General features: G+C 64.3%; 16 protein-coding genes. 6 read left to right on the plus strand and 10 right to left on the minus strand.

Translation table 11 applies throughout. The features are described 5' to 3' along the window. Positions 1–8: 8 nt before the first annotated feature. The 4 genes from eppA to CCOS865_RS23490 form a co-directional block, all read right to left on the minus strand. Complete coding sequence (eppA, locus tag CCOS865_RS28245; RefSeq protein ID WP_167469098.1) at positions 9–185, minus strand: EPS-associated small membrane protein EppA; 177 nt, start codon at positions 183–185, stop codon at positions 9–11. 418 nt (positions 186–603) lie between these two features. Then, entirely contained in the window at positions 604–1,719 is a 1,116-nt protein-coding gene (locus CCOS865_RS23480) for a glycosyltransferase 61 family protein (RefSeq protein ID WP_119145342.1), read from the minus strand. Positions 1,720–1,793: 74 nt separating this feature from the next. Then, on the minus strand, positions 1,794–2,948 hold the full coding sequence (locus CCOS865_RS23485; RefSeq protein ID WP_119145344.1) for a hypothetical protein: 1,155 nt from the start codon (positions 2,946–2,948) through the stop codon (positions 1,794–1,796). 279 nt (positions 2,949–3,227) lie between these two features. Then, positions 3,228–5,468, minus strand: a complete 2,241-nt coding sequence (locus CCOS865_RS23490) for a putative bifunctional diguanylate cyclase/phosphodiesterase (RefSeq protein ID WP_119145346.1) — start codon at positions 5,466–5,468, stop codon at positions 3,228–3,230. A 140-nt stretch (positions 5,469–5,608) separates the two neighbouring features. Here CCOS865_RS23490 and CCOS865_RS23495 point away from each other — a divergent pair, with 140 nt between their 5' ends. From CCOS865_RS23495 to CCOS865_RS23505, 3 genes are all read left to right on the plus strand, one after another. Next, on the plus strand, positions 5,609–7,228 hold the full coding sequence (locus CCOS865_RS23495) for an NADP-dependent glyceraldehyde-3-phosphate dehydrogenase (RefSeq protein WP_119145348.1): 1,620 nt from the start codon (positions 5,609–5,611) through the stop codon (positions 7,226–7,228). Positions 7,229–7,321: 93 nt separating this feature from the next. Beyond that, a complete protein-coding gene (locus tag CCOS865_RS23500) occupies positions 7,322–7,789 on the plus strand; it encodes a VOC family protein (protein ID WP_119145350.1) in 468 nt (155 codons plus the stop codon). A gap of 84 nt (positions 7,790–7,873) precedes the next feature. Next, positions 7,874–9,058 (plus strand): hypothetical protein, encoded by a 1,185-nt coding sequence (locus CCOS865_RS23505; RefSeq protein WP_119145352.1) that lies wholly within the window; start codon positions 7,874–7,876, stop codon positions 9,056–9,058. Positions 9,059–9,419: 361 nt separating this feature from the next. Here the strand turns inward: CCOS865_RS23505 and ilvA are convergent, their stop codons facing one another. The 4 genes from ilvA to CCOS865_RS23525 form a co-directional block, all read right to left on the minus strand. Further along, positions 9,420–10,982, minus strand: a complete 1,563-nt coding sequence (gene ilvA, locus CCOS865_RS23510) for a threonine ammonia-lyase, biosynthetic (RefSeq protein ID WP_119145354.1) — start codon at positions 10,980–10,982, stop codon at positions 9,420–9,422. Positions 10,983–11,167: 185 nt separating this feature from the next. Continuing rightward, on the minus strand, positions 11,168–11,599 hold the full coding sequence (locus tag CCOS865_RS23515) for a PACE efflux transporter (protein ID WP_119145356.1): 432 nt from the start codon (positions 11,597–11,599) through the stop codon (positions 11,168–11,170). Between the two features lie 66 nt (positions 11,600–11,665). Beyond that, complete coding sequence (locus CCOS865_RS23520) at positions 11,666–12,964, minus strand: ATP-binding protein (RefSeq protein WP_119145358.1); 1,299 nt, start codon at positions 12,962–12,964, stop codon at positions 11,666–11,668. Between the two features lie 7 nt (positions 12,965–12,971). Next, positions 12,972–13,673 carry a response regulator gene (locus CCOS865_RS23525; RefSeq protein ID WP_119145360.1) on the minus strand — a complete coding sequence of 234 codons (702 nt, stop codon included), beginning with the start codon at positions 13,671–13,673 and terminating at the stop codon, positions 12,972–12,974. Positions 13,674–13,829: 156 nt separating this feature from the next. Between CCOS865_RS23525 and CCOS865_RS23530 the strand changes: the two genes are divergently transcribed. Genes CCOS865_RS23530 through mobA form a run of 3 tightly spaced genes read left to right on the plus strand, consistent with a single transcriptional unit; the run spans position 13,830 to position 18,769 of the window. After that, positions 13,830–14,999, plus strand: a complete 1,170-nt coding sequence (locus CCOS865_RS23530; RefSeq protein ID WP_119145362.1) for an efflux RND transporter periplasmic adaptor subunit — start codon at positions 13,830–13,832, stop codon at positions 14,997–14,999. Positions 15,000–15,010: 11 nt separating this feature from the next. Further along, the gene (locus CCOS865_RS23535; protein WP_119145364.1) at positions 15,011–18,133 is read left to right on the plus strand and encodes an efflux RND transporter permease subunit; all 3,123 of its coding nucleotides are present in this window, start codon (positions 15,011–15,013) and stop codon (positions 18,131–18,133) included. 60 nt (positions 18,134–18,193) lie between these two features. Then, positions 18,194–18,769, plus strand: coding sequence for a molybdenum cofactor guanylyltransferase MobA (mobA, locus tag CCOS865_RS23540; protein WP_119145366.1), 576 nt, complete (start codon positions 18,194–18,196; stop codon positions 18,767–18,769). 4 nt (positions 18,770–18,773) lie between these two features. Here mobA and CCOS865_RS23545 read toward each other — a convergent pair whose 3' ends face one another. Together CCOS865_RS23545 and peaD are read right to left on the minus strand one after the other, a co-directional pair. Further along, the gene (locus CCOS865_RS23545; protein ID WP_119145368.1) at positions 18,774–20,465 is read right to left on the minus strand and encodes an AMP-binding protein; all 1,692 of its coding nucleotides are present in this window, start codon (positions 20,463–20,465) and stop codon (positions 18,774–18,776) included. 45 nt (positions 20,466–20,510) lie between these two features. Next, a complete protein-coding gene (gene peaD, locus CCOS865_RS23550; RefSeq protein WP_119145370.1) occupies positions 20,511–21,635 on the minus strand; it encodes a quinohemoprotein amine dehydrogenase subunit beta in 1,125 nt (374 codons plus the stop codon). Positions 21,636–21,646: the final 11 nt, after the last annotated feature.

Here is a 21,646-nt window from a genome sequence, read left to right on the forward strand (position 1 = left end):
CGTGTCAGTTATATTTTTCTTCTGTTTGCCACTGCAACAAAACCAATAACGGCGAACCCGAAGAGCCAACCCGCTGTCGCCAGAGGAATAACACTTGCTTGACTGACATACGAGTCAGCTGCACGCGCCGCACCACTCAAAAGTACCAACAAGAAGATCGATTTAATGAACAGAGTCGTGCGCATGATTCCCTCCTGGAAAGAGGATATACATCGTGGGTGTGGGGTATTTCCTGGCTGTTGAAATGAGCTTATGGGCACAATGACATTACGTCAACGATCCGACACCATGATAAAAATCAATCGCCCAAGGGTTGGGTAGTCAAAAAGCCGACAGGCAAAGATTGCAGGGCGCAGCGGAAGGACTGACGCTCGTTAAAGTCTGCAAAAATCCTTTATAACTCAGCATCTACCGGAATCTACAAGGTGGCATGGGCTGATCTGGATCCCCTTTTTGTCCACCCTGACGGTCGGTCTATGCGCTGTATCCACAGCGCGTAGTGTTTCACGGCAGAGAAGCAAAATGCCAATCGTTGGCCTTTGCAACCAGAAATTGGCGCTTTCACGCTATACAAGGGGCGCGGCCTGCAGGGATGCAGGCACATTACTGCGGGAGCAGATCCAGGGTACGTTCAACCTCGTCAATGTCGATGGTAAAGCCATCACCTTCTGGCGTACCCACGACAAAGGCAAAGTGCTGGTGGTCGCGGTCCGTCAGGTATTTGAAGTAACTGACGAAACGGTTCGGTGGTTGCAAGGCCAACAAGGCACCGCCCGGTTTCAATACATTGACACCGTGTACCAACTGACTGCCTTCTACACCGATTACAACATGCGCCCCGGCACACGCCGCGACGATACTGGGCACATCGGTTTTCAACGGATTGACGATGCGAAACCCCCGCGTGTTGTGCAGGTGTTCGGCGATTTCGAGCTCATTGCGCAGAAAACGCAGATCACCGTCCCCGCCCCGCAGGATGAACACGCCGGGGTGCTCCTCATGGGGCACATGCGCGAGCAACTTCTCGCCCATGGCGCAGTAGCGCTCATGCCGGCTGCGGTTATTGCTGAGGTCGTCGAACAACACCAGCTCGCGGAAAAACGCTGTACGCAGGCGCAGCGGCTTCATCCCCAGCCAGTCTTCATAGGCGGGCGCCTGGGTAAACAGCGGAAACCTGGCCGACGGCGCAGTCGTCACCGGCACGCCCTCGTTGCAGGCCAGGGCATAGGTCACGCAGTCTTCCATCAACCAGGTACCAAACCAGGAGTTGCCGTTCTGCGTGCAGTAAACGGCACCTCGCTCGATTTCATGGTCGACGATGATCCGCGGAAAATCGGTCGGCTTGATCGACAGCCAGAGGCTGGCATTGTCCTTGTACAGCGCCCCGTCGATCAGCCAGACGTCCTTGAGCAGATAGCCACGCGTCGGGCCATGGTCCGAGCTTAGGCCGCCTTGCATGGTGCGGGCGGGATGCTCATAGGGAAAAAAACGCTTGCCCTCCCAGCCCGTCACCCGCTCCAACTGATTGGGCAAATAGAAGGCCGGAGGCGAAACGGTGGTTTCACCCGGGGCGATATCCCAGCTCGTGGTGGCCAGGCTCTTGAGGAGGATTTCTGGCGAGTGACCAAGGTGTTTGCGGGCCATGTGCAGGTACGCGGCCAAGGTCCACTTGCTTCGATTGGCGGCAGGCGCCGGGCTGAATCTGGAAAGGCTGCCCATCAGGGTTCTCCCATGGTCTAGTGGTGGTTGATCGGGCGCTCAGCACCCGATCCCTGCCTGCCCTGGCGAGTACTTCAGTTGGTCAGCACCCGCTCCATCACCGGAGGGGACTGGAAATTGGCGTAGCGACTGCGCAGGGTTTCCAGGAACCCTTCGGCTGAATGCGTGCCTCCATACAGATAGATCTTGTGCAGCCCGCCAAACACCATTTCGTGATAACGGCTGGCGAGTTCTTCATCGCTTGCGCCTTCCGGCACACCCAAATGAAGGGTCAACTTGTTATTCTCAACCGCAAACAGAGGGGTCTCCCACAGAAACGTTGCGGTGCCGGTCTTAGGTAACCGGACAAACATATAGGCGTGGTTACCCAATACATCGATGTCGCCACCGCGGCGGCGCTTCCACTTCAGCAGTCCGTCATCGGGCCGCGCCAGGCACAGGCCGATATCGTAATAATCGAAACCATTTTCCAACGCCCACTCGAGCGCCATGAAGGTGGTGATCGAGTTGACCTCACGTAACTTCTTGGCGTCTGAAAACACCGCCTCGCAATAGCCAAAACGCAGCGTGCTCCAATAGCGTTTGCCGGCACGCGTCAACTCGCAACCCAGGTGGCAGGCGACCACCTGGCCATCCACGCTGATCAGGTCGAGCCGGCCGACGCCCTTGGCGATGCGGAACACCTCGTCGGTCTCGATCTGCGCCGCATGGATACCCTGCCGGGCGGTTGCGTAAGGCCGCAGCAGCTGGGTGTCGGCCATGGCTATCTCTTCATCGGAGAGCGTCTGGCGCATGCTGTACAGCGGGCGATTCTTGCGGATACTGCGGCGCAGTTCGCTGTCGTAGCGCGCCGTGATCTCATCCAGCGAACGCCCCAGTGGCACCACGGCGCTTAAATAGTGCGGCACGTTCAAGGTGCCGCTGGTGGGCATTTCGCTGACCACCACCAGATGCTTGGAGAGGGCCGACTGCGCCGCCGCTTCTGCCTCCAGGTCGTCGCCCTGACCTTTGCCGCCGATCAGCAGCTTGGCCATGTCCCGCCGGGTCTTCCTGCCGATGTAGAGAATTTCATACGGGCTGGTCTGTTTCAGCCGAAACCGGGTAATTTCCCAGCGCCAGAAGCAGGCCCGCCCAAGCAGTTCGCGTAACTTGCTTGAAACATGACGCAGTTCATAGCGCAGGGAGGGCGAGATGAATTTTCGAGCGACAGTGGCCAGCTTCTCTTTCATTTCTTCACCGACATCCTTTGAAATTGTCTATGGGCAGAGTAGAAAAAGATAATGGTGAAACCGAATGTTTTATACTTAATGCCTTGATATATAAAACATCAGTGGCTACGCCGTCGCTCTCACATTTGGTAACAATTAAAGATGCAAGGGCGCGGCTTTGCAAGCGGCATTTTGACAGCATTGAATATAGATTTTATGACGTCAAATTTCCTCCTGAAAGGGAGCATCAGCGACCCCGAATCAATCGAACAGAGGTAATTGCGCGTGGCGCTTTACAGTTCAGAGAGGCGAACGCCGGCTACGCCCTTCGCGGCCGGCCAGCCAGCTCTGCAAGGCCTGCGCGGGCATCGGCCGCGCCATCAGGTAGCCCTGCCCCTGGTCGCAGCCGGCATTGCGCAGGAAGTCGTACTGCTCCTCGGTCTCGATGCCCTCGGCGGTAATCCGAAAGCCTAGCGCATGGCCGAGGTCGATGATCGCCCGCGCGACCGCCACCGCATCGTCATCCCCCGGCAGGTCCTTGATGAAGGCGCGATCGATCTTCAGGTGGTCGATGGGCAAGGCGCGCAGGTAGGCCAGCGACGAATAGCCGGTACCAAAGTCGTCCACCGCCGTGGCCACGCCCATGGCCTGCAACTGGGCGAGCACGGCACAGGCCTGCTGCTGGCTTTCCATCAGCAGGCTTTCGGTAATTTCCACTTCCAGCAGGTTAGGCGGCAGCGCATGGCGCTCGAGTGCCTGGGCCAGGCTGCTGACATAGTCGCTGCGCTCGATCTGCAGGGCCGCGACGTTGATTGCCATGGTTCCGGGCAGGCAGTCGGCATCGCGCCATTCGGCCAACTGCGCGCAGGCCAGTTCCAGCACCCGTTCGCCGACCGGAATGATCAGGCCGGTGCGCTCGGCCAGCGGGATGAACTCCCCCGGCGAGACCAGCCCATGCTCCGGATCGCGCCAGCGCAGCAGCGCCTCGACGCCTTCGAGGCGGCCGCTGAACAAGTCGACCTTGGGCTGGTACCACAACTCGAATTCGTTTTCCTGCAGGGCCCGCCGCAGGTTGCGCTCCATGTCCAGGCGCTGCTGCAGGCGGGCGGTCATGTCCGGATGGTACGGCCGCCAGGCATTGCGCCCGCTCTCCTTGGCGACGTACATCGCGGTGTCGGCGTGGCGCAACAGGCTGTCGACGTTTTCACCGTGCTGCGGGCACCAGGCCAGGCCAAGGCTGCCAGTGACCAGCGCAGCGTTGCCGTTGAGGTCGAACGGCCGTTGCAGGCACCGCAGCATCGAGCGCAGCTGGTGACTGACCTGGCCCTGGCTGCCTTGCAGCATGAACACGAACTCGTCGCCGCCGAGGCGGCAGACCCGGTCCTCGCTGTCCAGCTCCTGCAGAAAGCGCGCGGTGGCCTGCTGCAGCAGCAGGTCGCCCATGGCGTGGCCGAGGCTGTCGTTGACCTGCTTGAAGCCGTCGATATCGAGCATCACCACCGCCAGGCCGTGGCCCTGGGCAATCGCCGCGGCCAATTGCTGCTGGAACAGCACCCGGTTGGGCAAGCCGGTGATGGTGTCGTAATGGGCCAGGCGCTCGAGCTGCGCCTGCGACTGGCGCAGCTCGCGGTTGCGCTGCTGGAGCAGGCGCCGGCTGCGGTTGAGCTGGGCGACGAACAGGCTGAACAGCCCCGTGCAGGTCAGGGCAAACAGGAACAGCGGCGAGGCGAACAGCCCCAACGCCGGCCAGCCGTGACGCGGCGCGGCCACCAATTGCCAATGACCACCCGGGACTTCGACCGTCTGGGTCAGCAAAGGGTCTTCGAACAGGCGCGGGTCACCCCAGATCAACCGCCCCTCGGCGCCCCTGCCGTCGGCACCGCGCACGGCCACGTCGATGTTCAGGCCAGGGCCCAGCCCAGCCGCCTGCAGCAGGCGGTCGATATCAGCGACGGTGGAGACGTTGCCCCAGTAGAACCTGACCCCGCGCTTGCCAGTGGTAAACACCGGGCGCCGATAGATCAACGCCTCACCGCCCTGGTACAGGCGCACGGGGCCCGCGAGCACAGGCCGTTGCTGCTCACGCGCGTTCTGCAGCATCGGAAACTGTTCGGGCACCCGCCTGAAGTCCAGGCCCATGATCTTCTGGTTGCCCTTGAGCGGGTAGACATCACTGACGACGTCGCCCGGCGCCAGCACCACGTGACGCATGTAGGGCACCGAGTCCAACGCTTCACGGGCCATGCCATGGAAGTGCTCGGCACTGATGCCGCCATCGGCGGCGATCAACTGGGCGATCCCTTCGGTTTCGCCAAACGCGGCGCGCAGCTGTGCTTCAAGCGCGCTGTGCACGCCTGACAGGTGCGCGGCAATGCTCGCCACCTGCTCGTTCTGCTCGCGCTCGACTTCCAGGCGGCCGAGCACCAGCGACAGGCCGATACCGACCACGGCAAAGCCCACCGGCAACAGCCGATTGAAGGTGCGACGCAGCGAGCCCGCGGTCAACGGCGGTGGTTCTAGGGAAAGGTGGTCAGTTCTCATGGGCCCGCGATCGACAGTCGATTGATCCTGTATCGGCGCACGCTCGCCGATATTGAGCCAGACTGGTGTTTTTCTTGGGTCGGGTGCATGCTCGCAAGCTGAAGCGTTTCACCTAGCCAAATACGTGAGGTGCAGTACCCATGGACCGTTTCCTCGATACGCTGTTTCCGACTGCCGATGAAATCCCCGAGGCCTGGCGCCTGGGGCCACCACTGGAGCAGCGCGACTATCTGGTCGATGGCCAGCTCAGGCAATGGCAGGGCCCGCTGGCCACCGTGCGCAGCCCGGTCTGGCTCAAGCAAGGCGGCGAAGAGCAACAGGTGATCCTTGGCAGCGCGCCGCTGCTCGACGCCGACACTGCCCTCACAGCCCTGGACGCCGCGGTGCAGGCCTACGACAAGGGCCGCGGAGCCTGGCCAACGATGCGCGTGGCTGAGCGCATCCAGCACGTCGAAGCGTTTCTGGCGCGCATGCGCGAGCAGCGCACGGCGGTGGTCAAGCTGCTGATGTGGGAGATCGGCAAGAACCTCAAGGACTCGGAAAAGGAGTTCGACCGCACCTGCGACTACATCGTCGACACCATCAACGCCCTCAAGGACCTCGACCGCCGCTCCAGCCGCTTCGAGCTGGAACAGGGCACCCTCGGCCAGATCCGCCGCGCACCGCTGGGCGTGGCGTTGTGCATGGGGCCCTACAACTACCCGTTGAACGAGACCTTCACGACCCTGATCCCGGCGCTGATCATGGGCAACACCGTGGTGTTCAAGCCGGCCAAGTTCGGCGTGCTGCTGATTCGCCCGCTGCTCGAAGCCTTCCGTGACAGTTTCCCGGCGGGGGTGATCAACGTCATCTACGGCCGAGGCCGCGAAACCGTCAGCGCCTTGATGGCCAGCGGCAAGGTCGATGTGTTTGCCTTCATCGGCACGCACAAGGCCGCCAGCGACCTGAAAAAGCTCCACCCGCGCCCGCACCGCCTGCGTGCGGCGCTCGGCCTGGACGCCAAGAACCCAGGGATCGTGCTGCCCCAGGTCGACCTCGACAATGCGGTCGAAGAAGCGCTCACCGGCGCGCTGTCGTTCAATGGCCAACGCTGCACCGCGCTGAAGATCCTGTTCGTCCACGAAGACGTGGTCGAGGCGTTTCTCGACAAGTTCCAGCGCAAGCTCGCCGCGCTCAAGCCCGGCATGCCCTGGACGCCGGGGGTGGCGCTGACGCCGTTGCCGGAGCAAGGCAAGGTGGCCTACCTCGATGAGCTGGTGGCCGATGCCACTGGCAAGGGCGCGCGGGTACTCAACGAAGGGGGTGGGCAGAGCCGCGGCTCGTTCTTCTACCCTGCCCTGCTCTACCCGGTCAGTGCCGACATGCGTGTGTACCACGAAGAGCAGTTCGGCCCGGTGGTGCCGGTGGTGCCGTACCGCGACCTGGAAACCGTCATCGAGTACGTGCTCGACTCCGACTACGGCCAGCAGTTGAGCCTGTTCGGCAACGACCCGCAGACCATTGGCACGCTGGTCGACACCTTTGCCAACCAGGTCGGCCGGATCAACCTCAATGCCCAGTGCCAGCGTGGGCCGGACACCTACCCGTTCAACGGCCGCAAGAACAGCGCCGAAGGGACCTTGTCGGTGCATGATGCCTTGCGCGTGTTCTCCATCCGCACATTGGTGGCGACTCGGTTCCAGGAGGCCAACAAGGAACTGATCAGCGAGATCATCCGCAACCGTCAGTCGAGCTTCCTGACCACCGACTACATCTTCTAGCAACGGGCGCCGTTATCGGGAAATAGCATTGGCACAAATGCCGAAGCTGTACAAACATACAGCTTCGTCAGCCCCCACCCGAGGAGATGAACCATGCCCGCCAAACCTATTCCCGAAGGTCAGCACAGCATCACCCCTTACCTGGGCATCAAGGATGCCGGCAAGGCCATCGAGTTCTACAAGCAGGCCTTTGGCGCCATCGAGATGTTCCGCCTCGACGGCCCCGATGGCCGTGTCGGCCATGCGGAGCTGAAGATCGGCGACTCGTCGTTGATGCTCGCCGAGCCGTGCGGCGAGAGCGGCGGCCTCACGGCCAGTCAGTCGCTCAACGGCGTTGCCGTGGGCCTGCACCTGTATGTCGAGGACTGCGACAAGGTCTACGCCCAGGCCATTGCCGCCGGCGCCAGCCAGGTCAGCCCCTTGAAGGATCAGTTCTACGGCGACCGCAGCGGCACCGTGAAGGACCCGTTCGGCAACTTGTGGTTCGTCTCGACCCACAAGGAAGACCTCTCGCCCGAAGAAATCCGCGCCCGCGCGGCGCAAATGTTCGCCGGCAACTGAGCCTCAGACAGCAAGCCCCAAGCTTCAAGTTGAAAGCGACGCGGCTTTGCTTGAAGCTTGGGGCTTGTAGCTTGGAGCTGCTTCATGCGAATCATCGAAAAAAGCGCCACCCTGGTGCGCAGCCTGACGGCGGCCGAGGAAGAACTGCTGGCCGGTTTCGCCGCCGGCAGCCTCAGCGGCCCCGCCGTGCTGCAGGCCAACCAGATGCTGATGAAGGTGCGCAGCGCCAACCAGTGGCTGGCCTGCGACTGCCGCAAGGACGCCGCGCCGGTGCTCAATATCGCCCTCAATGGCGACACCGGTCGGTTGGTCCTGCGCAACAACCCGGACACCCCCGAGCACGCGCCCGGCTGCCCGTTCACCAAGGACGAGCGCGAGGCCGAAGAGCGCCGCAACGACCCCAGCCCGCCGCCCGCGTGGCTGGCCCCTGATACGCCGCTGCGGCTGATCGGCGACTTCCGCAAGGAGGCCGAGGCCGGCAGCGGCGGCGCGGCAGGTGAGCGGCGTGAACAGCAGCACCTGCTGTCGCTGCTGCTTACCTGGATCGAGATCAGCGGCCTGAACGTGTATGCCACGCACCTGAAGAAAGACCTCACCGCGCAGTTCGCCGAGCTGCGCAGTGTCGCCAGCCGCTACCCGTTGCTGGAGCGGGTGCCGGCCAGCAACTACCTGGAAACCCGGCTCGACATGAAGCACATGATGATGCTCAAGTCGCGCCTGCGTGAAGCCACGCTGTTCGGCAATCACCGTCGCCACGGGCTGTTGCTCGACTGTGTGGAGCAGGTCAAGGGACGCAAGCTGTTCAATGCGCGCAGCGAGGACGGCTTCGACTTCCAGGGCCATCACCTGTACTGGGGCGGCAGCCGCACCAGCGGCCCGCTGCTGGCCCTGGCGCTGTATTCGCCGGCCACTGCGGGCAGCCACTTCTATGAGCTGATCCACGTCGCCAGTGTGCCGGTGCTGTCGCGCGCGCAGCTGTTCCCGGTGTACCGCGACGAAGAGCGCGAGCCGCTCAAGGCGCTGGTGTCGTTGATCGACTGGATGGCCAGCAAGGGCGTCAAGGTGCTGATGCGCCGGCCGGTGATCGGTGGGCAGGTGATGGATGAGCTGGTGCTGACTTCCGACCAGGACCGGGTGTTGTCGGTGTCGCTGCTCGAGCAGCCGGTCGGGCCCGAGCCCGAGACCGAGCACTTCAAGCGCTATGCCGACTTCAAGAGCCTGGAGACGTTTCGCAAGTATGTGGCGGGGTTCTTCATGCGTGAGCGGTGATGGTGCTTCGATTTATAGCGGGGCGCCGCGGGTGCTAGTCACAGCTTCTCTAGCGCCCTCACTATCGAGCGCCGCCCGCGCGGCGCTTCGCGAGTAAACTCGCTCCCACATTTGTTGCAACGCGCCATGGCCTGTGGGAGAGGGGTTGCCAGCCTTGGTGCCAGGCGAAAGGCTGGTGGGAGGCCATCTGGGTCGGCTCAAGATCTTCGCCGGACACACAAGGGCTAAGACAGGGGTCTGTCAGGCCATGGCACGATGCAACAAATGTGGGAGCGAGTTTACTCGCGAAGCGCCGCGCGGGCGGCGCTCGATCTCAAGGACGCCCGAGAAGCCTGTGGCTAGCACCCGCGATGCCCCCTAATCACCCCAGGAACAACCGGTACGCCGGATTCTCTGTCTCGTCCCAATACCGATAGCCCATCTCGTCCAAAGCCCCAGGCAACCCGCCCAGCTCATCCCCCGGCACCTCCAACGCAGCAAACACCCGCGCCTCGGCCGCACCATGGTTACGGTAATGGAACAGGCTGATATTCCAACGCTTGCCCAGCCGTTCGAGGAAGCCCAGCAACGCCCCCGGCCGCTCAGGAAACTCGAAGCGCAACACCCGCTCATCGCTGCCCGGCGCGGCATGCCCGCCGACGGTATGGCGCACGTGCAACTTGGCCAGTTCGTTGTCGGTCAGGTCGAGCACGTTGTAGCCCTGCCCACGCAGGCTGGCCAGCAACTGGTCACGCGGGTCGGTGAGCGGGTGAGTCTGCACGCCGACGAACAGCCGTGCCTCCTTGCCGGGGTAATAGCGGTAGTTGAACTCGGTGATCTGGCGCTTGCCCAGCGCCTGGCAGAACGCGCGGAAACTGCCCGGCTGCTCGGGGATGGTCACGGCGATGATCGCCTCGCGCTGCTCACCCAGCTCGGCGCGCTCGGCGACATGGCGCAAGCGGTCGAAGTTGACGTTGGCGCCCGAGTCGATCGCCACCAGGGTCTGCCCCTGCGCAGCTTCACGGGCGACGTACTTCTTGATCCCGGCCACCGCCAAGGCGCCAGACGGCTCGGTGATCGAACGGGTGTCGTCGTAGATGTCCTTGATCGCGGCGCACAGCTCATCGCTGCTGACAGTGATCACCTCATCGACGAAGTGCCGGCACAACTCGAAGCAATGCGCCCCGACCTGCGCCACCGCCACGCCATCGGCAAAGGTCCCGACCTGCGGCAGGATCACCCGCTCGCCCGCCGCCAGGGCAGCCTGCAAGCAGTTGGAGTCTTCCGGTTCGACGCCGATCACCTTGACCTCGGGGCGCAGGTACTTGACGTAGGCGGCGATCCCCGCGATCAGGCCACCGCCGCCCACCGGCACGAAGATCGCATCCAGCGCGCCGGGGTGCTGGCGGAGGATTTCCATCGCCACCGTGCCCTGCCCGGCGATCACGTCCGGGTCGTCGAACGGCGGCACGAAGGTGGCGCCCTGCTCGTCGGCGAGTTTCAGGGCATGGGCCAACGCATGCGGGAAGCTCTCGCCGTGTAGCACCACCTGACCGCCGCGCGAGCGCACGCCCTCGATCTTCAAGGTCGGCGTGGTGGTCGGCATGACGATCGTCGCGCGCATGCCCAGGTGTGCGGCGGCCAGCGCCACGCCCTGTGCGTGGTTGCCTGCGGAGGCGGTGATCACGCCCCGTTCGCGCTGGGCGCTGGTCAACCGTGACAGCCGGGTGTAGGCGCCACGGATCTTGAAGGAAAAGGTCGGCTGCAGGTCCTCGCGTTTCAGCAGCACCTGGTTGCCAAGGCTGGCCGACAGCGCAGGGGCGGCTTGCAAGGGGGTCTCGATGGCCAGGTCGTACACCGGCGCGGCAAGAATGCGCCGAACCTGCTCCGACAGCAGTTGTTGCGGCGAAGTGGCAGAACGCGGGGTGACGCTGAGATTGCTCATCGATGACTCCTGGTGGTAGTAGCTTGCCAAGGAGTCAGAGAGAAAAAACCCGCCTCCAGGGCGGGTTAGGTGCACGTACGCGCTAGCCCGCCAATCCGATAATGGCGGTAATAATAATGCTCAGGGCGCGACGCTGCGGGGAGGTATTCATGGGCAAGGAACTTAGCCTGCCCAGGCACAGGAAGTCAACACTTGGCCTCTTGGGCCGAGACCGGCACGTCGAACACCTTGTCGAAGCCCCACTGGAAGACGAACGCGTAGAGAAAGAAGAACACGAACAGCGCGAGGTTGGTCAGCAGCGCCGCCCACAGGCTGATGTCCAGCCAGAACGCCACCAGCGGCAGCAGGATCAGCACCAGCCCGCCCTCGAACCCCAAGGCATGCAGCACCCGCCGCAGAAAGGTCCGGCTGCGGCGCTGCTGGCGTGCCTCCCAGCGCTCGAAGGCCCAGTTGTAGCCCATGTTCCAGCTCATCGCGATACCCGACATCAAGGCCGCGAGCGCCGTCGAATGGGACATCCCGGCATCGAACATGAGTGACAGCGCGGGGGCCACACAGGCGACGGCGATGATCTCGTAACAGATCGCCTGGACGATCTTGCGGGCCTTGCCTTGCATGGACTGCTCCTGGGGGAAAGCGGACAGAAACGGTACGCCGGTTACCACCGATGTTCAACCGGCCAGTCATCCCGCTGGCAGGCGGATCCTGAATTGCGCCCCACCCAACGCCGACTGCGCCACGGTGAGCGTGCCGCCCTGCCCTTCGATCGCCCGTCGGCTGATGGCCAGGCCCAGGCCGAAGCCACCGGTATTGCGATCACGGCTGCGATCCAGCCGATAGAACGGCTGGAAGATCCGTTCACGCTCCTCGACCGGGATACCGATCCCGTCATCCTCGACGGTCAGCAGGCAGGCGCCGTCCTCTTCGAGCCGCAGGCGCAGCAGCAACGCTTCATCGCAGTAACGCATGGCATTGCGCACCAGGTTCTGTACCGCCCGCGCGGTCAGCCGCGGGTCGAGGACAAAGCGTGGCAAGTGGCTCTCAGCGCGCACTTCCCAGCGGATGCCACGGCCGTCGAGCTCTTCGGCGAAGCCGCCGAGTACGCTGTCGACCAGCTCAAGCAACGACACCTCGACCCGCTCGCGGGCCTGGTCGGCATTCTGCAGGCGGCTGTAGGACAGCAACTCGAGCACCAGCTCATCCAGCTCACGCACATGCCCGACCAGCTCCAGCAAGCGCTTGCGGCTGGCCGGCGGCACCTCGTCAAACAACAGCACCAGGCCGAAGTCGAGGCGGGTCAACGGCGTGCGCAACTCGTGCGACACCGCATTGAGCAGCTCGCGCTGCTCGTTGACGTGGCGCTCGAGGTCACCGGCCATGGTGTCGAACACCCCGGCCAGCGCGCCGATGTTCGAGTGCGCGGAAATCTGCGTGCGCTCGGCCATCTGCCCCTGGCCCAGGCGCCGTGCGGTTTCCTTGAGGCGCTCGAGGTCGCGCCAGTGCGGCCACACCCAGACCAGCAGGCAACCGAGCATGGCCGCGCCGATCAGCACCGTCACCCCCCACGACAAGACATTGATGTCGACCGGGTCCGGCGGGTTGTGCAAGCTCACCAGCCAGTCCTGGTCGAGCGGCGCCAGGGCCGTGCGGTAATAGCCCCAGTCGCCGATGCGCACCACGTTCAGGCCGTGCTCCAGGCGGGCCCGCTCGGCCACCGAGAGCTGCGCCTGTTCCCAGCTCAGCAGCTCCACCTGCAACGGCGCGAAGCTCGCCGCCAGTTCACTCTGGACGGCCGGCCACTGCTCACGCGGCACTTGGTGGAACTGGCGAACGATCAAGCCCTGGACGCCTTTGGCCTGGTCCAGGTTGTAGGCCATGAAGCGCTCATGGAAGGCCCCGACGATGGCGTCGGGAATCAACAGCAAGGCACCGGCATAGGCGACGATGATCACCAGGTACAGGCGCACCAGGATCTTCAGCATGATGCGTTCAGAACTCCCACTCGACCCGGCTGAACAGGTAACCCTTGCCCCACACGGTCTTGATCTTGCGCGCTTCGCCGGCGCTGTCGTCGAACTTGCGGCGCAACTTGGAAATGGCCACGTCGACCGAACGATCAGTGCCGTTGAACTCGATGCCGCGCAGTTGCTGGAGAATGCGGTCGCGGCTGAGCACTTCACCGGCGTTGCGCGCCAGCACTACCAGCAGGTTGTATTCGCCGCTGGACAACTCCACCTCATCGCCACGCCAGCTCACGCTGCGCTCGGCAAGGTCGATGCGCAGCCCACCGACCTGGATCAGGTCGCTCTCCAGGCGCGGCTCGTTGATGCTGCTGCGGCGCAGCAAGGTGCGCACGCGGGCGAGCAGCACGCGCGGCTCACAGGGTTTGGTGACGTAGTCGTCGGCGCCCATTTCCAGGCCCAGCACCTGGTCGTGGCTGTCGTCGCGCGCGGTCAGCATGAGGATCGGCAGGCCTTGCGACTCCTGGCGCAGCAAGCGGCAGACCTGCAGGCCGTCGAGGCCCGGGAGCATCAGGTCGAGTATCACCAGGTCGGGTTTCTGTCGGCGAAAGGCGTCCAGCACATGGTCGCCGCGGGCGATCACTCGGACGTGGAAGTCGTTGCGTTGCAGGTAGCTGGCGATCAGCTCGGCCAGCGCGCTGTCGTCTTCGACCAGGAGAATGTTGGGCATAGGTGGATTGACAGAAAAAGGATGGGAGGCAGGATATAGAACCCTACGCACAGCCAGGGCGATTCCTTACACTTTTTCACACACGTCCTACAGTGCTTCACACCCACGGCGTGAACGACTGCTTTAGCATAGCCGGGTCATCCTCGGAAGCTCCGTATGTCTATCTATCTGCCCTCCCGCCTGCGCCGCCTGGTGCCACTGGCGCTGCTCCCCCTGTTGCTCGCCGGTTGCAACGATGCCGCCGACACCGAGCCCACCGCCCCGCCCCCGCACGTGCGGGTCGAGACCGTGCAGGTCCAGGCGCTGGCGATCAGCACTGAACTCAGCGGCAGGCTGCTCGCGCCGCGTACTGCCGAGGTGCGCGCGCGGGTCGCCGGCGTGGTGCTCAAGCGGATGTACCGCGAAGGCAGCGACGTCAAGCAGGGTGCGGTGCTGTTCCTGATCGATCCGGCGCCGTTCAAGGCCGACCACGACAGTGCGCGTGCCGCCCTGGCCAAGGCCGAGGCCACGCAGTACCAGGCGCGTCTGCAGGAGCAACGCTACCGCCAACTGGTCGACGACAAGGCGGTCAGCCGCCAGGAGTACGACAACGCCCGCGCCGCCTTCCTCCAGGCCGACGCCGAAGTCGCCTCGGCCAAGGCCGCGCTGGAGCGCAGCCGGCTCAACCTGGGCTATGCCACGGTCACCGCGCCGATTTCCGGGCGCATCGGCCGCGCGCTGGTCACCGAAGGGGCGCTGGTCGGGCAGAACGAGAGCACCCCGCTGGCGATCATCCAGCAACTGGACCCGATCCATGCCGACGTCAGCCAGTCGACCCGCGAGCTCAACGCCCTGCGCCGCGCCTTGCGCGCCGGCGAGCTGAGCCAGGTGGGCGATGGCCAGGCCAAGGCCACCTTGATCGAAGACGACGGCAGTGCCTACCCGCTGGCGGGCAAGCTGCTGTTCTCCGACATCAGTGTCGACCCGAGCACCAACCAGATCACCCTGCGCAGCGAGTTCCCCAACCCCGACCTCGACCTGCTGCCCGGCAGCTACGTGCGGGTGCGCCTGGAGCAGGCGGTGCAGCCCAAGGGCATCAGCGTGCCGCAGCGGGCCATCCTGCGTGACAGCGCCGGCGTGCCGAAGGTACTGGTGGTGGACGCGCAGACCCGCATCAGCGAACGCCAGGTGGTGCTGGGCAATGCCCAGGGCGACCGCTGGATCGTCAGCGAAGGCCTGGTGCCCGGCGAGCGCGTGGTGGTCGAGGGCCTGCAGCACGTCAAGGCCGGCGACCAGGTCCGGGTCGACACCGGCGCGCTTCCCATCGTCCAGCACAACGGCCAGTGAGGGCCTGATTCATGCCGCAGTTCTTCATTGACCGCCCGGTGTTCGCCTGGGTGGTGGCACTGTTCATCCTGCTCGCCGGGGCACTGGCGATCCCGCAGTTGCCGGTCGCCCAGTACCCCAACGTGGCGCCGCCACAAGTCGAGATCTATGCCGTGTACCCGGGCGCTTCGGCGGCGACCATGGACGAAAGCGTGGTCAGCCTGATCGAGCAGGAGCTCAATGGCGCCGACAACCTGCTCTACTTCCAGTCGCAGAGCAGCCTGGGCAGCGCCACCATTACCGCCACCTTCCAGCCCGGCACCCAGCCGGACCTGGCCCAGGTCGACGTGCAGAACCGCCTCAAGGTGGTCGAGTCGCGCCTGCCGCGGGCGGTCACCCAGCAAGGCCTGCAGGTGGAGAAGGTCTCGACCGGTTTCCTGTTGCTGGCGACGCTGACCTCCGAGGACGGCAGCCTCGACGAAACCGCGCTCAGCGACCTCCTGGCGCGCAACGTGATGAACGAAATCCGCCGCCTCAAGGGCGTCGGCAAGGCCCAGCTGTATGGCTCCGAACGGGCCATGCGGATCTGGATCGACCCGGCCCGGCTGATCGGTTTCAACCTCACGCCCAACGACGTCGCCGAGGCGATTGCCGCGCAGAACGCCCAGGTCGCGCCCGGCAGCATCGGTGACCTGCCCAGCCGCCCGACCCAGGAAGTCACCGCCAACGTGGTGGTCAAGGGCCAGCTGAGCCTGCCCGAAGAGTTCGCCGCGATCGTCCTGCGGGCGAACGCCGACGGCTCGACAGTGACCGTCGGCGATGTCGCCCGGGTCGAGATCGGCGCACAGGAGTACCAGTACGGCACGCGCCTCAACGGCAAGCCGTCGACCGCCTTTGCCGTGCAGCTGTCGCCCGGCGCCAACGCCATGGAAACCGCCACCCTGGTGCGGGAAAAAATGGCCCAGCTGGCGCCGCTGTTCCCTGACGGGGTCAAGTACGACATCCCCTACGACACCTCGCCCTTCGTCAAGGTCTCGATCCAGCAGGTGATCACCACCCTGTTCGAAGCCATGTTGCTGGTGTTTGCGGTGATGTTCCTGTTCCTGCAGAACATCCGCTACACGCTGATCCCGACCCTGGTGGTGCCGGTGGCGCTGATGGGTACCTTTGCGGTGATGCTGGCGTTGGGGTTCTCGATCAACGTGCTGACCCTGTTCGGCATGGTCCTGGCCATCGGCATCCTGGTCGACGATGCCATCGTGGTGGTGGAGAACGTCGAGCGGATCATGGCCGAAGAAGGCCTGCCGCCCAAGGAGGCGACCCGCAAGGCCATGGGCCAGATCAGCGGCGCCATCGTCGGCATCACCCTGGTGCTGGTCGCGGTGTTCCTGCCGATGGCCTTCATGCAGGGCTCGGTGGGGGTGATCTACCAGCAGTTCTCGGTGTCCATGGCGGTGTCGATCCTGTTCTCGGCGTTTCTTGCCCTGAGCCTGACCCCGGCCCTCTGCGCCACCCTGCTCAAGCCATTGCCCAAAGGGCATCAGCATGCGCAAAAGGGCTTCTTTGGCTGGTTCAACCGGCGTTTCGAGGGCATGAGCAACGGCTACCAGCGCTGGGTCGCGCATGCGCTCAAGCGCAGCGGCCGCTACCTGTTGCTGTATGGCGTGCTGCTGGCGGTGCTGGGCTATGGCTTCAGCCAGTTGCCGACCGCCTTTTTGCCAACCGAAGACCAGGGCTACACGATCACCGATATCCAGTTGCCACCGGGCGCCAGCCGCGCGCGCACCGTCGAGGTTGCGGCGCAGATCGAGGCGCACAACGCGCAGGAGCCGGGCGTGGGCAACACGACGATGATCCTCGGCTTCAGCTTTTCGGGTAGCGGTCAGAACGCCGCCCTCGCCTTTACCACGCTCAAGGATTGGTCCGAGCGCGGTGCCGACGACAGCGCCCAGTCGATTGCCGACCGCGCCAGCGGGGCGTTCAGCCAGTTGAAGGACGCCGTGGCCTACTCGGTACTGCCGCCGCCCATCGATGGCCTGGGCGAATCGACCGGTTTCGAGTTCCGCCTGCAGGACCGTGGCGGCCTGGGCCATGCGCAACTGATGGCGGCGCGTGACGACCTGCTGGCCAACGCGCGCAACAGCAAGGTGCTGGTCAACGTGCGCGAATCGTCGCTGGCTGAAAGCCCACAGGTGCAGCTGGAGATCGACCGGCGCCAGGCCAACGCGCTGGGCGTGTCGTTCGCCGACATCGGCGCGGTGCTGAACACCGCGGTCGGCTCCAACTACGTCAACGACTTCCCCAACCAGGGCCGCATGCAGCGCGTAGTGGTCCAGGCTGAAGGCGACCAGCGCAGCCAGGTCGAGGACCTGCTGAAGATCCATGTGCGCAACAGCAGCGGCAAGATGGTCCCGCTCGGTGCGTTCGTACAGGCCAAGTGGGTCAGCGGCCCGGTGCAGCTGACCCGCTATAACGGCTACCCGGCGGTGTCGATTTCCGGCGAGCCGGCGCCGGGCTACAGCTCCGGTGACGCCATGGCCGAGGTCCAGCGCCTGGTCGATCAGCTGCCGACCGGCACCGCGCTGGAGTGGACCGGCCTGTCGCTGCAGGAGCGTTTGTCCGGCAGCCAGGCGCCGTTGCTGATGGCCCTGTCGCTGCTGGTGGTGTTCCTCTGCCTGGCGGCGCTCTACGAGAGCTGGTCGATCCCCACCGCGGTGTTGCTGGTGGTGCCGCTGGGTATTCTCGGTGCGGTGTTGGCGGTGACCTTGCGCGGCATGCCCAACGACGTGTTCTTCAAGGTCGGCTTGATCACCTTGATCGGCCTGTCGGCGAAAAACGCCATCCTCATCATCGAGTTCGCCAAGGGCCTGGTCGACCAGGGCCATGACCCGCTGGACGCCGCGATCCAGGCTGCACGCCTGCGCCTGCGGCCGATCGTGATGACCTCGCTGGCGTTCATCCTCGGCGTGGTGCCCCTGGCCATCGCCAGCGGCGCCAGCTCGGCCAGCCAGCAGGCAATCGGCACTGGGGTGATCGGCGGGATGCTCAGCGCGACCTTGGCGGTGGTGTTCGTGCCGGTGTTCTTCGTGGTGGTGATGCGCTTGGCCGGCCGGAGTAAGGCCAAGCCGCTGGCCGAGGTTGCCCACGAAGGCTGACTGGACAAGCCACACGTGACATGGGAGGGTTCCTGGATTGAATGCCAGGAACCCTTTTTCATGTCCGCCAGCCTGCCCCCCTGCTCCACCCTCATCCTCGCCGGTGGCCGCGGGCAGCGCATGGGTGGCCGCGACAAGGGTTTGCTGGCCTGGCAAGGCGAGCCGTTGGTGGCGCACGTGCAGCGGGTGGTGCGGCCGCTGAGTGATGATGTGGTGATCTCCTGCAACCGTAATCAAGATGCCTATGGGGCGTTCGCCGACCAGTTGGTCGGGGATGCCGAAACGGGCTTTCCCGGGCCGTTGGCGGGTGTGATCGCAGGCCTTGGGGCGGCGCGCCATGCTTGGGTAGTGGTCCTGGCCTGCGATGCACCGCGCATTGATCGAGCGCTGATCGAGGACCTGCTGGCGCTGGCGGTTGCCCATGACAGTGTCGCCATGGTGCGCCAGGGTGGGTATTGGCAGCCGATGTTCAGTGTCTTGCCGCAGCGTGTGCTGCCGGTGCTGGAGCAGGCGTGGCAGGCGGGCGAGCGGAGTTTGCAGAAGGCCTTGCTGCGCGAGCCGGTGCAGGGGTTGGAGTGCGCCGAGGACGACCTGCGTTTGAGTAACTTCAACAGCCCCGACTGGCTGGGTGATTGAGGCTTCATCGCATCAACGTGATGCGTTCCGCCAACAATACCTCGAGACTGATCTCACGCATCCTGAACTTCTGTACCTTGCCAGTCACGGTCATTGGGAACTCATCGACGAAGTGGAAATAGCGCGGCACCTTGAAGTGTGCGACCCGTGCCTTCGCCCACTCGCGCAGCGCCTCGTCGCTCACCACCTGCCCTGGGTGCACGCGCACCCAGGCGACGATTTCCTCGCCATAGCGGCTGCAGGGCACGCCGATCACCTGCACATCAGCCACCGCCGGATGGGTGAAGAAAAACTCCTCGAGCTCACGTGGATAGATGTTCTCCCCGCCGCGAATGATCATGTCCTTGCTGCGCCCGACAATCCGCACATACCCCGCCTCATCCATCTGCGCCAGGTCGCCGGTATGCATCCAGCCTTCAGCGTCGATGCTTTCGGCCGTGGCCTTGGGGTCGTTCCAGTAGCCGAGCATCACGCTGTAGCCGCGCGTGCACAGCTCGCCAATATGCCCGTACGGCACTGTGTTGCCCGCGTCATCGATGAGTTTGCTCTGCAGATGCGGCTGGGTCCGGCCGACGCTGGTGACGCGGCGCTGCAGATCGTCATCAGAGCACGTCTGCAGCGACACTGGGCTGGTTTCGGTCATGCCATAGGCGATCTGCACCTCGGCCATGTGCATCTCGACGATCACCCGCCGCATGACTTCGATCGGGCACGGTGCGCCCGCCATGATCCCCGTGCGCAGGCTGGACAGGTCGAACTCGCCGCGCTGCGGGTGATCCAGCAAGGCGATGAACATGGTCGGTACACCATACAATACGGTGGCTTGTTCTCCGGCCACGGCGCGCAGGGTGGCCAGCGCGCCGAAGGCGTCGCTGGGATAGACCAGGGTACTGCCGTGGGTCATGCAGCCTAGGTTGGCCATGACCATGCCGAAGCAGTGATACAGCGGCACCGGCACCACCATACGGTCGTGTTCGGTAAGGCCCAGGCTCTCGCCTACCCAGTAGCCGTTGTTGAGGATGTTGTGGTGGCTGAGGGTCGCGCCCTTGGGGAAGCCGGTGGTGCCGGAGGTGTACTGGATATTGATCGGGTCATTGCACTGCAACTGGGCTTGGCGGACGGCCAGCGCCTGCTGGGGCACCGCCACCGCCCTGCCCTGCAGCTCGCGCCAGGCGAGAAAACCGCGGGGCGGGCTCGCGGCCAGGCTGACCACCCCGCGCAGCTCGGGCAGCCGCTCACAATCGAGTTCACCGGGCTGTGCGTCGGCCAGCCCAGGGATCAGGCTGAGCAACATGGCGTGGTAGTCGGAGCTCTTGAAGGCATCGGCGCAGATGATCCAGGCGCAACCGGACTGGCTCAGCGCATGGTCCAGCTCGCTGGTGCGGTACGACGGGTTGATGTTGACCAGGATCGCACCGACCTTGGCACTAGCCAACTGTGTAATGTACCACTCGGCGCAGTTGGGCGCCCAGATGCCCAGGCGATCGCCGGCCTGCACGCCTAGAGCCATGAGGGCGCGGGCGTGCTGATCGACCGCTGTGGCGAGTTGTTGCCAGGTGTAGCGCAGGCCTTGGCGGCAGACCACGAGGGCTTCGCGCTCGGCAAATCGGGCGACGGTGGCGTCGAACGCGTCGCCGATACACAGGTGGATCAGGGGCTTGCCCTGCTGGCCTTCGGTAAAGCTGGGCTGGGTCATGCTGGCCTCTTGTTGTTGTCAGTGCCGACCTGTTCGCGGCACCGGTTACCTGATAAACACCTGCAGCGTGGTGGTAGACATATCGCCACCCGGCAGCTTGATGTTGCCGACTTTATCCAGGGTAGTCGGGTCGAACACCGCCAGGTCGTTGAAGGTGCCGCCCAGGTACAGCTTGCTACCGGACCGGTCGAACGCCACGCAGTAGTACGTATGGTCCAGATTGGCCGCCTTGATCAGCTTGCGCTGCTTGATGTCGTAGTGCGCCAGGCGGTTCAGCACGCCGTAGATCTGGTTGGGATCCTTGGGCGACCGCAGCCCGGTGAAATACAGTTCGGTAAGGTCGGCGAACTCCGCGGTGTGCGTCTTGCCGGTCTTGAGGTCAACACTCAGGTAGCCATACAACAGGTCGGCGGTGGCCGGGTCCTGCTTGGCGTCCTTGAACTTGGCAATCGTATAGAGCATCGAGAATTCGTGCCGGACGCTCTGATGCGGCCAGAAATATAGCACGTCCGGGGCGCTGTAGCCGGGGCGATTCCAGTTGCGTAGGGGCAATGCCACCGAGTACTTGCCGGTCTTCACATCCATCCTGTAGATGTCCGGCCCGGCCACGAACAGGCTGCCGTCGTCGGCGGCACGCATGAGGTAGACCTGCCGCGGCATGGGGAAGCTGCGCACTGGCTTGGCATTCAGGCCATCGCCGGTATTGAACACTTCCAGGCGAGGCGGCTTGACCACGTAGTGGTCATTCAGCCGCTGGGTCGGGTTGACAGTGGCGTACACCTCCTGGCCATCCGGGCTGATGGCGAACGAGTACATGGCCTTGCCGATCTCGCCCGGGACGCTCGACAGGTTGGCGTGAAAGGTCGTCTGGCAACTGTCCAGGTCGATCCCGTAGATGTCGGCGTAGTGATTGTTGAGCACATAGGCGGTGCGGTTGTCCGGCGCCATCATTGCGGTGCCAGGGCCGAACGCGTCAGGCATGCGGCACGACTTGAACAGCGTGTCGCTGGCGACATCTACCACATGCAGGTTGTTCGGGTAGTTGGTAACGATCATGTACTCGTGGCCGGGCGTCAGTGCAGCGCCGGCCTCGACGGCCTGTGCCGCAGGCAAGGCGCCCGCGCAGGCGGCGATGGTGAGCGCGAGCTGCGCGCAGAATCCAGGTTTCATGCGGTTTCCCC

Source organism: Pseudomonas reidholzensis (assembly GCF_900536025.1).
In the GTDB taxonomy this organism is placed as follows: domain Bacteria; phylum Pseudomonadota; class Gammaproteobacteria; order Pseudomonadales; family Pseudomonadaceae; genus Aquipseudomonas; species Aquipseudomonas reidholzensis.

Coding starts and splice junctions, on each gene's coding strand:
- eppA (WP_167469098.1), bottom strand. CDS start 185: ATGCGCACGACTCTGTTCATTAAATCGATCTTCTTGTTGGTACTTTTG.
- CCOS865_RS23480 (WP_119145342.1), bottom strand. CDS start 1,719: ATGGGCAGCCTTTCCAGATTCAGCCCGGCGCCTGCCGCCAATCGAAGC.
- CCOS865_RS23485 (WP_119145344.1), bottom strand. CDS start 2,948: ATGAAAGAGAAGCTGGCCACTGTCGCTCGAAAATTCATCTCGCCCTCC.
- CCOS865_RS23490 (WP_119145346.1), bottom strand. CDS start 5,468: ATGAGAACTGACCACCTTTCCCTAGAACCACCGCCGTTGACCGCGGGC.
- CCOS865_RS23495 (WP_119145348.1), top strand. CDS start 5,609: ATGGACCGTTTCCTCGATACGCTGTTTCCGACTGCCGATGAAATCCCC.
- CCOS865_RS23500 (WP_119145350.1), top strand. CDS start 7,322: ATGCCCGCCAAACCTATTCCCGAAGGTCAGCACAGCATCACCCCTTAC.
- CCOS865_RS23505 (WP_119145352.1), top strand. CDS start 7,874: ATGCGAATCATCGAAAAAAGCGCCACCCTGGTGCGCAGCCTGACGGCG.
- ilvA (WP_119145354.1), bottom strand. CDS start 10,982: ATGAGCAATCTCAGCGTCACCCCGCGTTCTGCCACTTCGCCGCAACAA.
- CCOS865_RS23515 (WP_119145356.1), bottom strand. CDS start 11,599: ATGCAAGGCAAGGCCCGCAAGATCGTCCAGGCGATCTGTTACGAGATC.
- CCOS865_RS23520 (WP_119145358.1), bottom strand. CDS start 12,964: ATGCTGAAGATCCTGGTGCGCCTGTACCTGGTGATCATCGTCGCCTAT.
- CCOS865_RS23525 (WP_119145360.1), bottom strand. CDS start 13,673: ATGCCCAACATTCTCCTGGTCGAAGACGACAGCGCGCTGGCCGAGCTG.
- CCOS865_RS23530 (WP_119145362.1), top strand. CDS start 13,830: ATGTCTATCTATCTGCCCTCCCGCCTGCGCCGCCTGGTGCCACTGGCG.
- CCOS865_RS23535 (WP_119145364.1), top strand. CDS start 15,011: ATGCCGCAGTTCTTCATTGACCGCCCGGTGTTCGCCTGGGTGGTGGCA.
- mobA (WP_119145366.1), top strand. CDS start 18,194: ATGTCCGCCAGCCTGCCCCCCTGCTCCACCCTCATCCTCGCCGGTGGC.
- CCOS865_RS23545 (WP_119145368.1), bottom strand. CDS start 20,465: ATGACCCAGCCCAGCTTTACCGAAGGCCAGCAGGGCAAGCCCCTGATC.
- peaD (WP_119145370.1), bottom strand. CDS start 21,635: ATGAAACCTGGATTCTGCGCGCAGCTCGCGCTCACCATCGCCGCCTGC.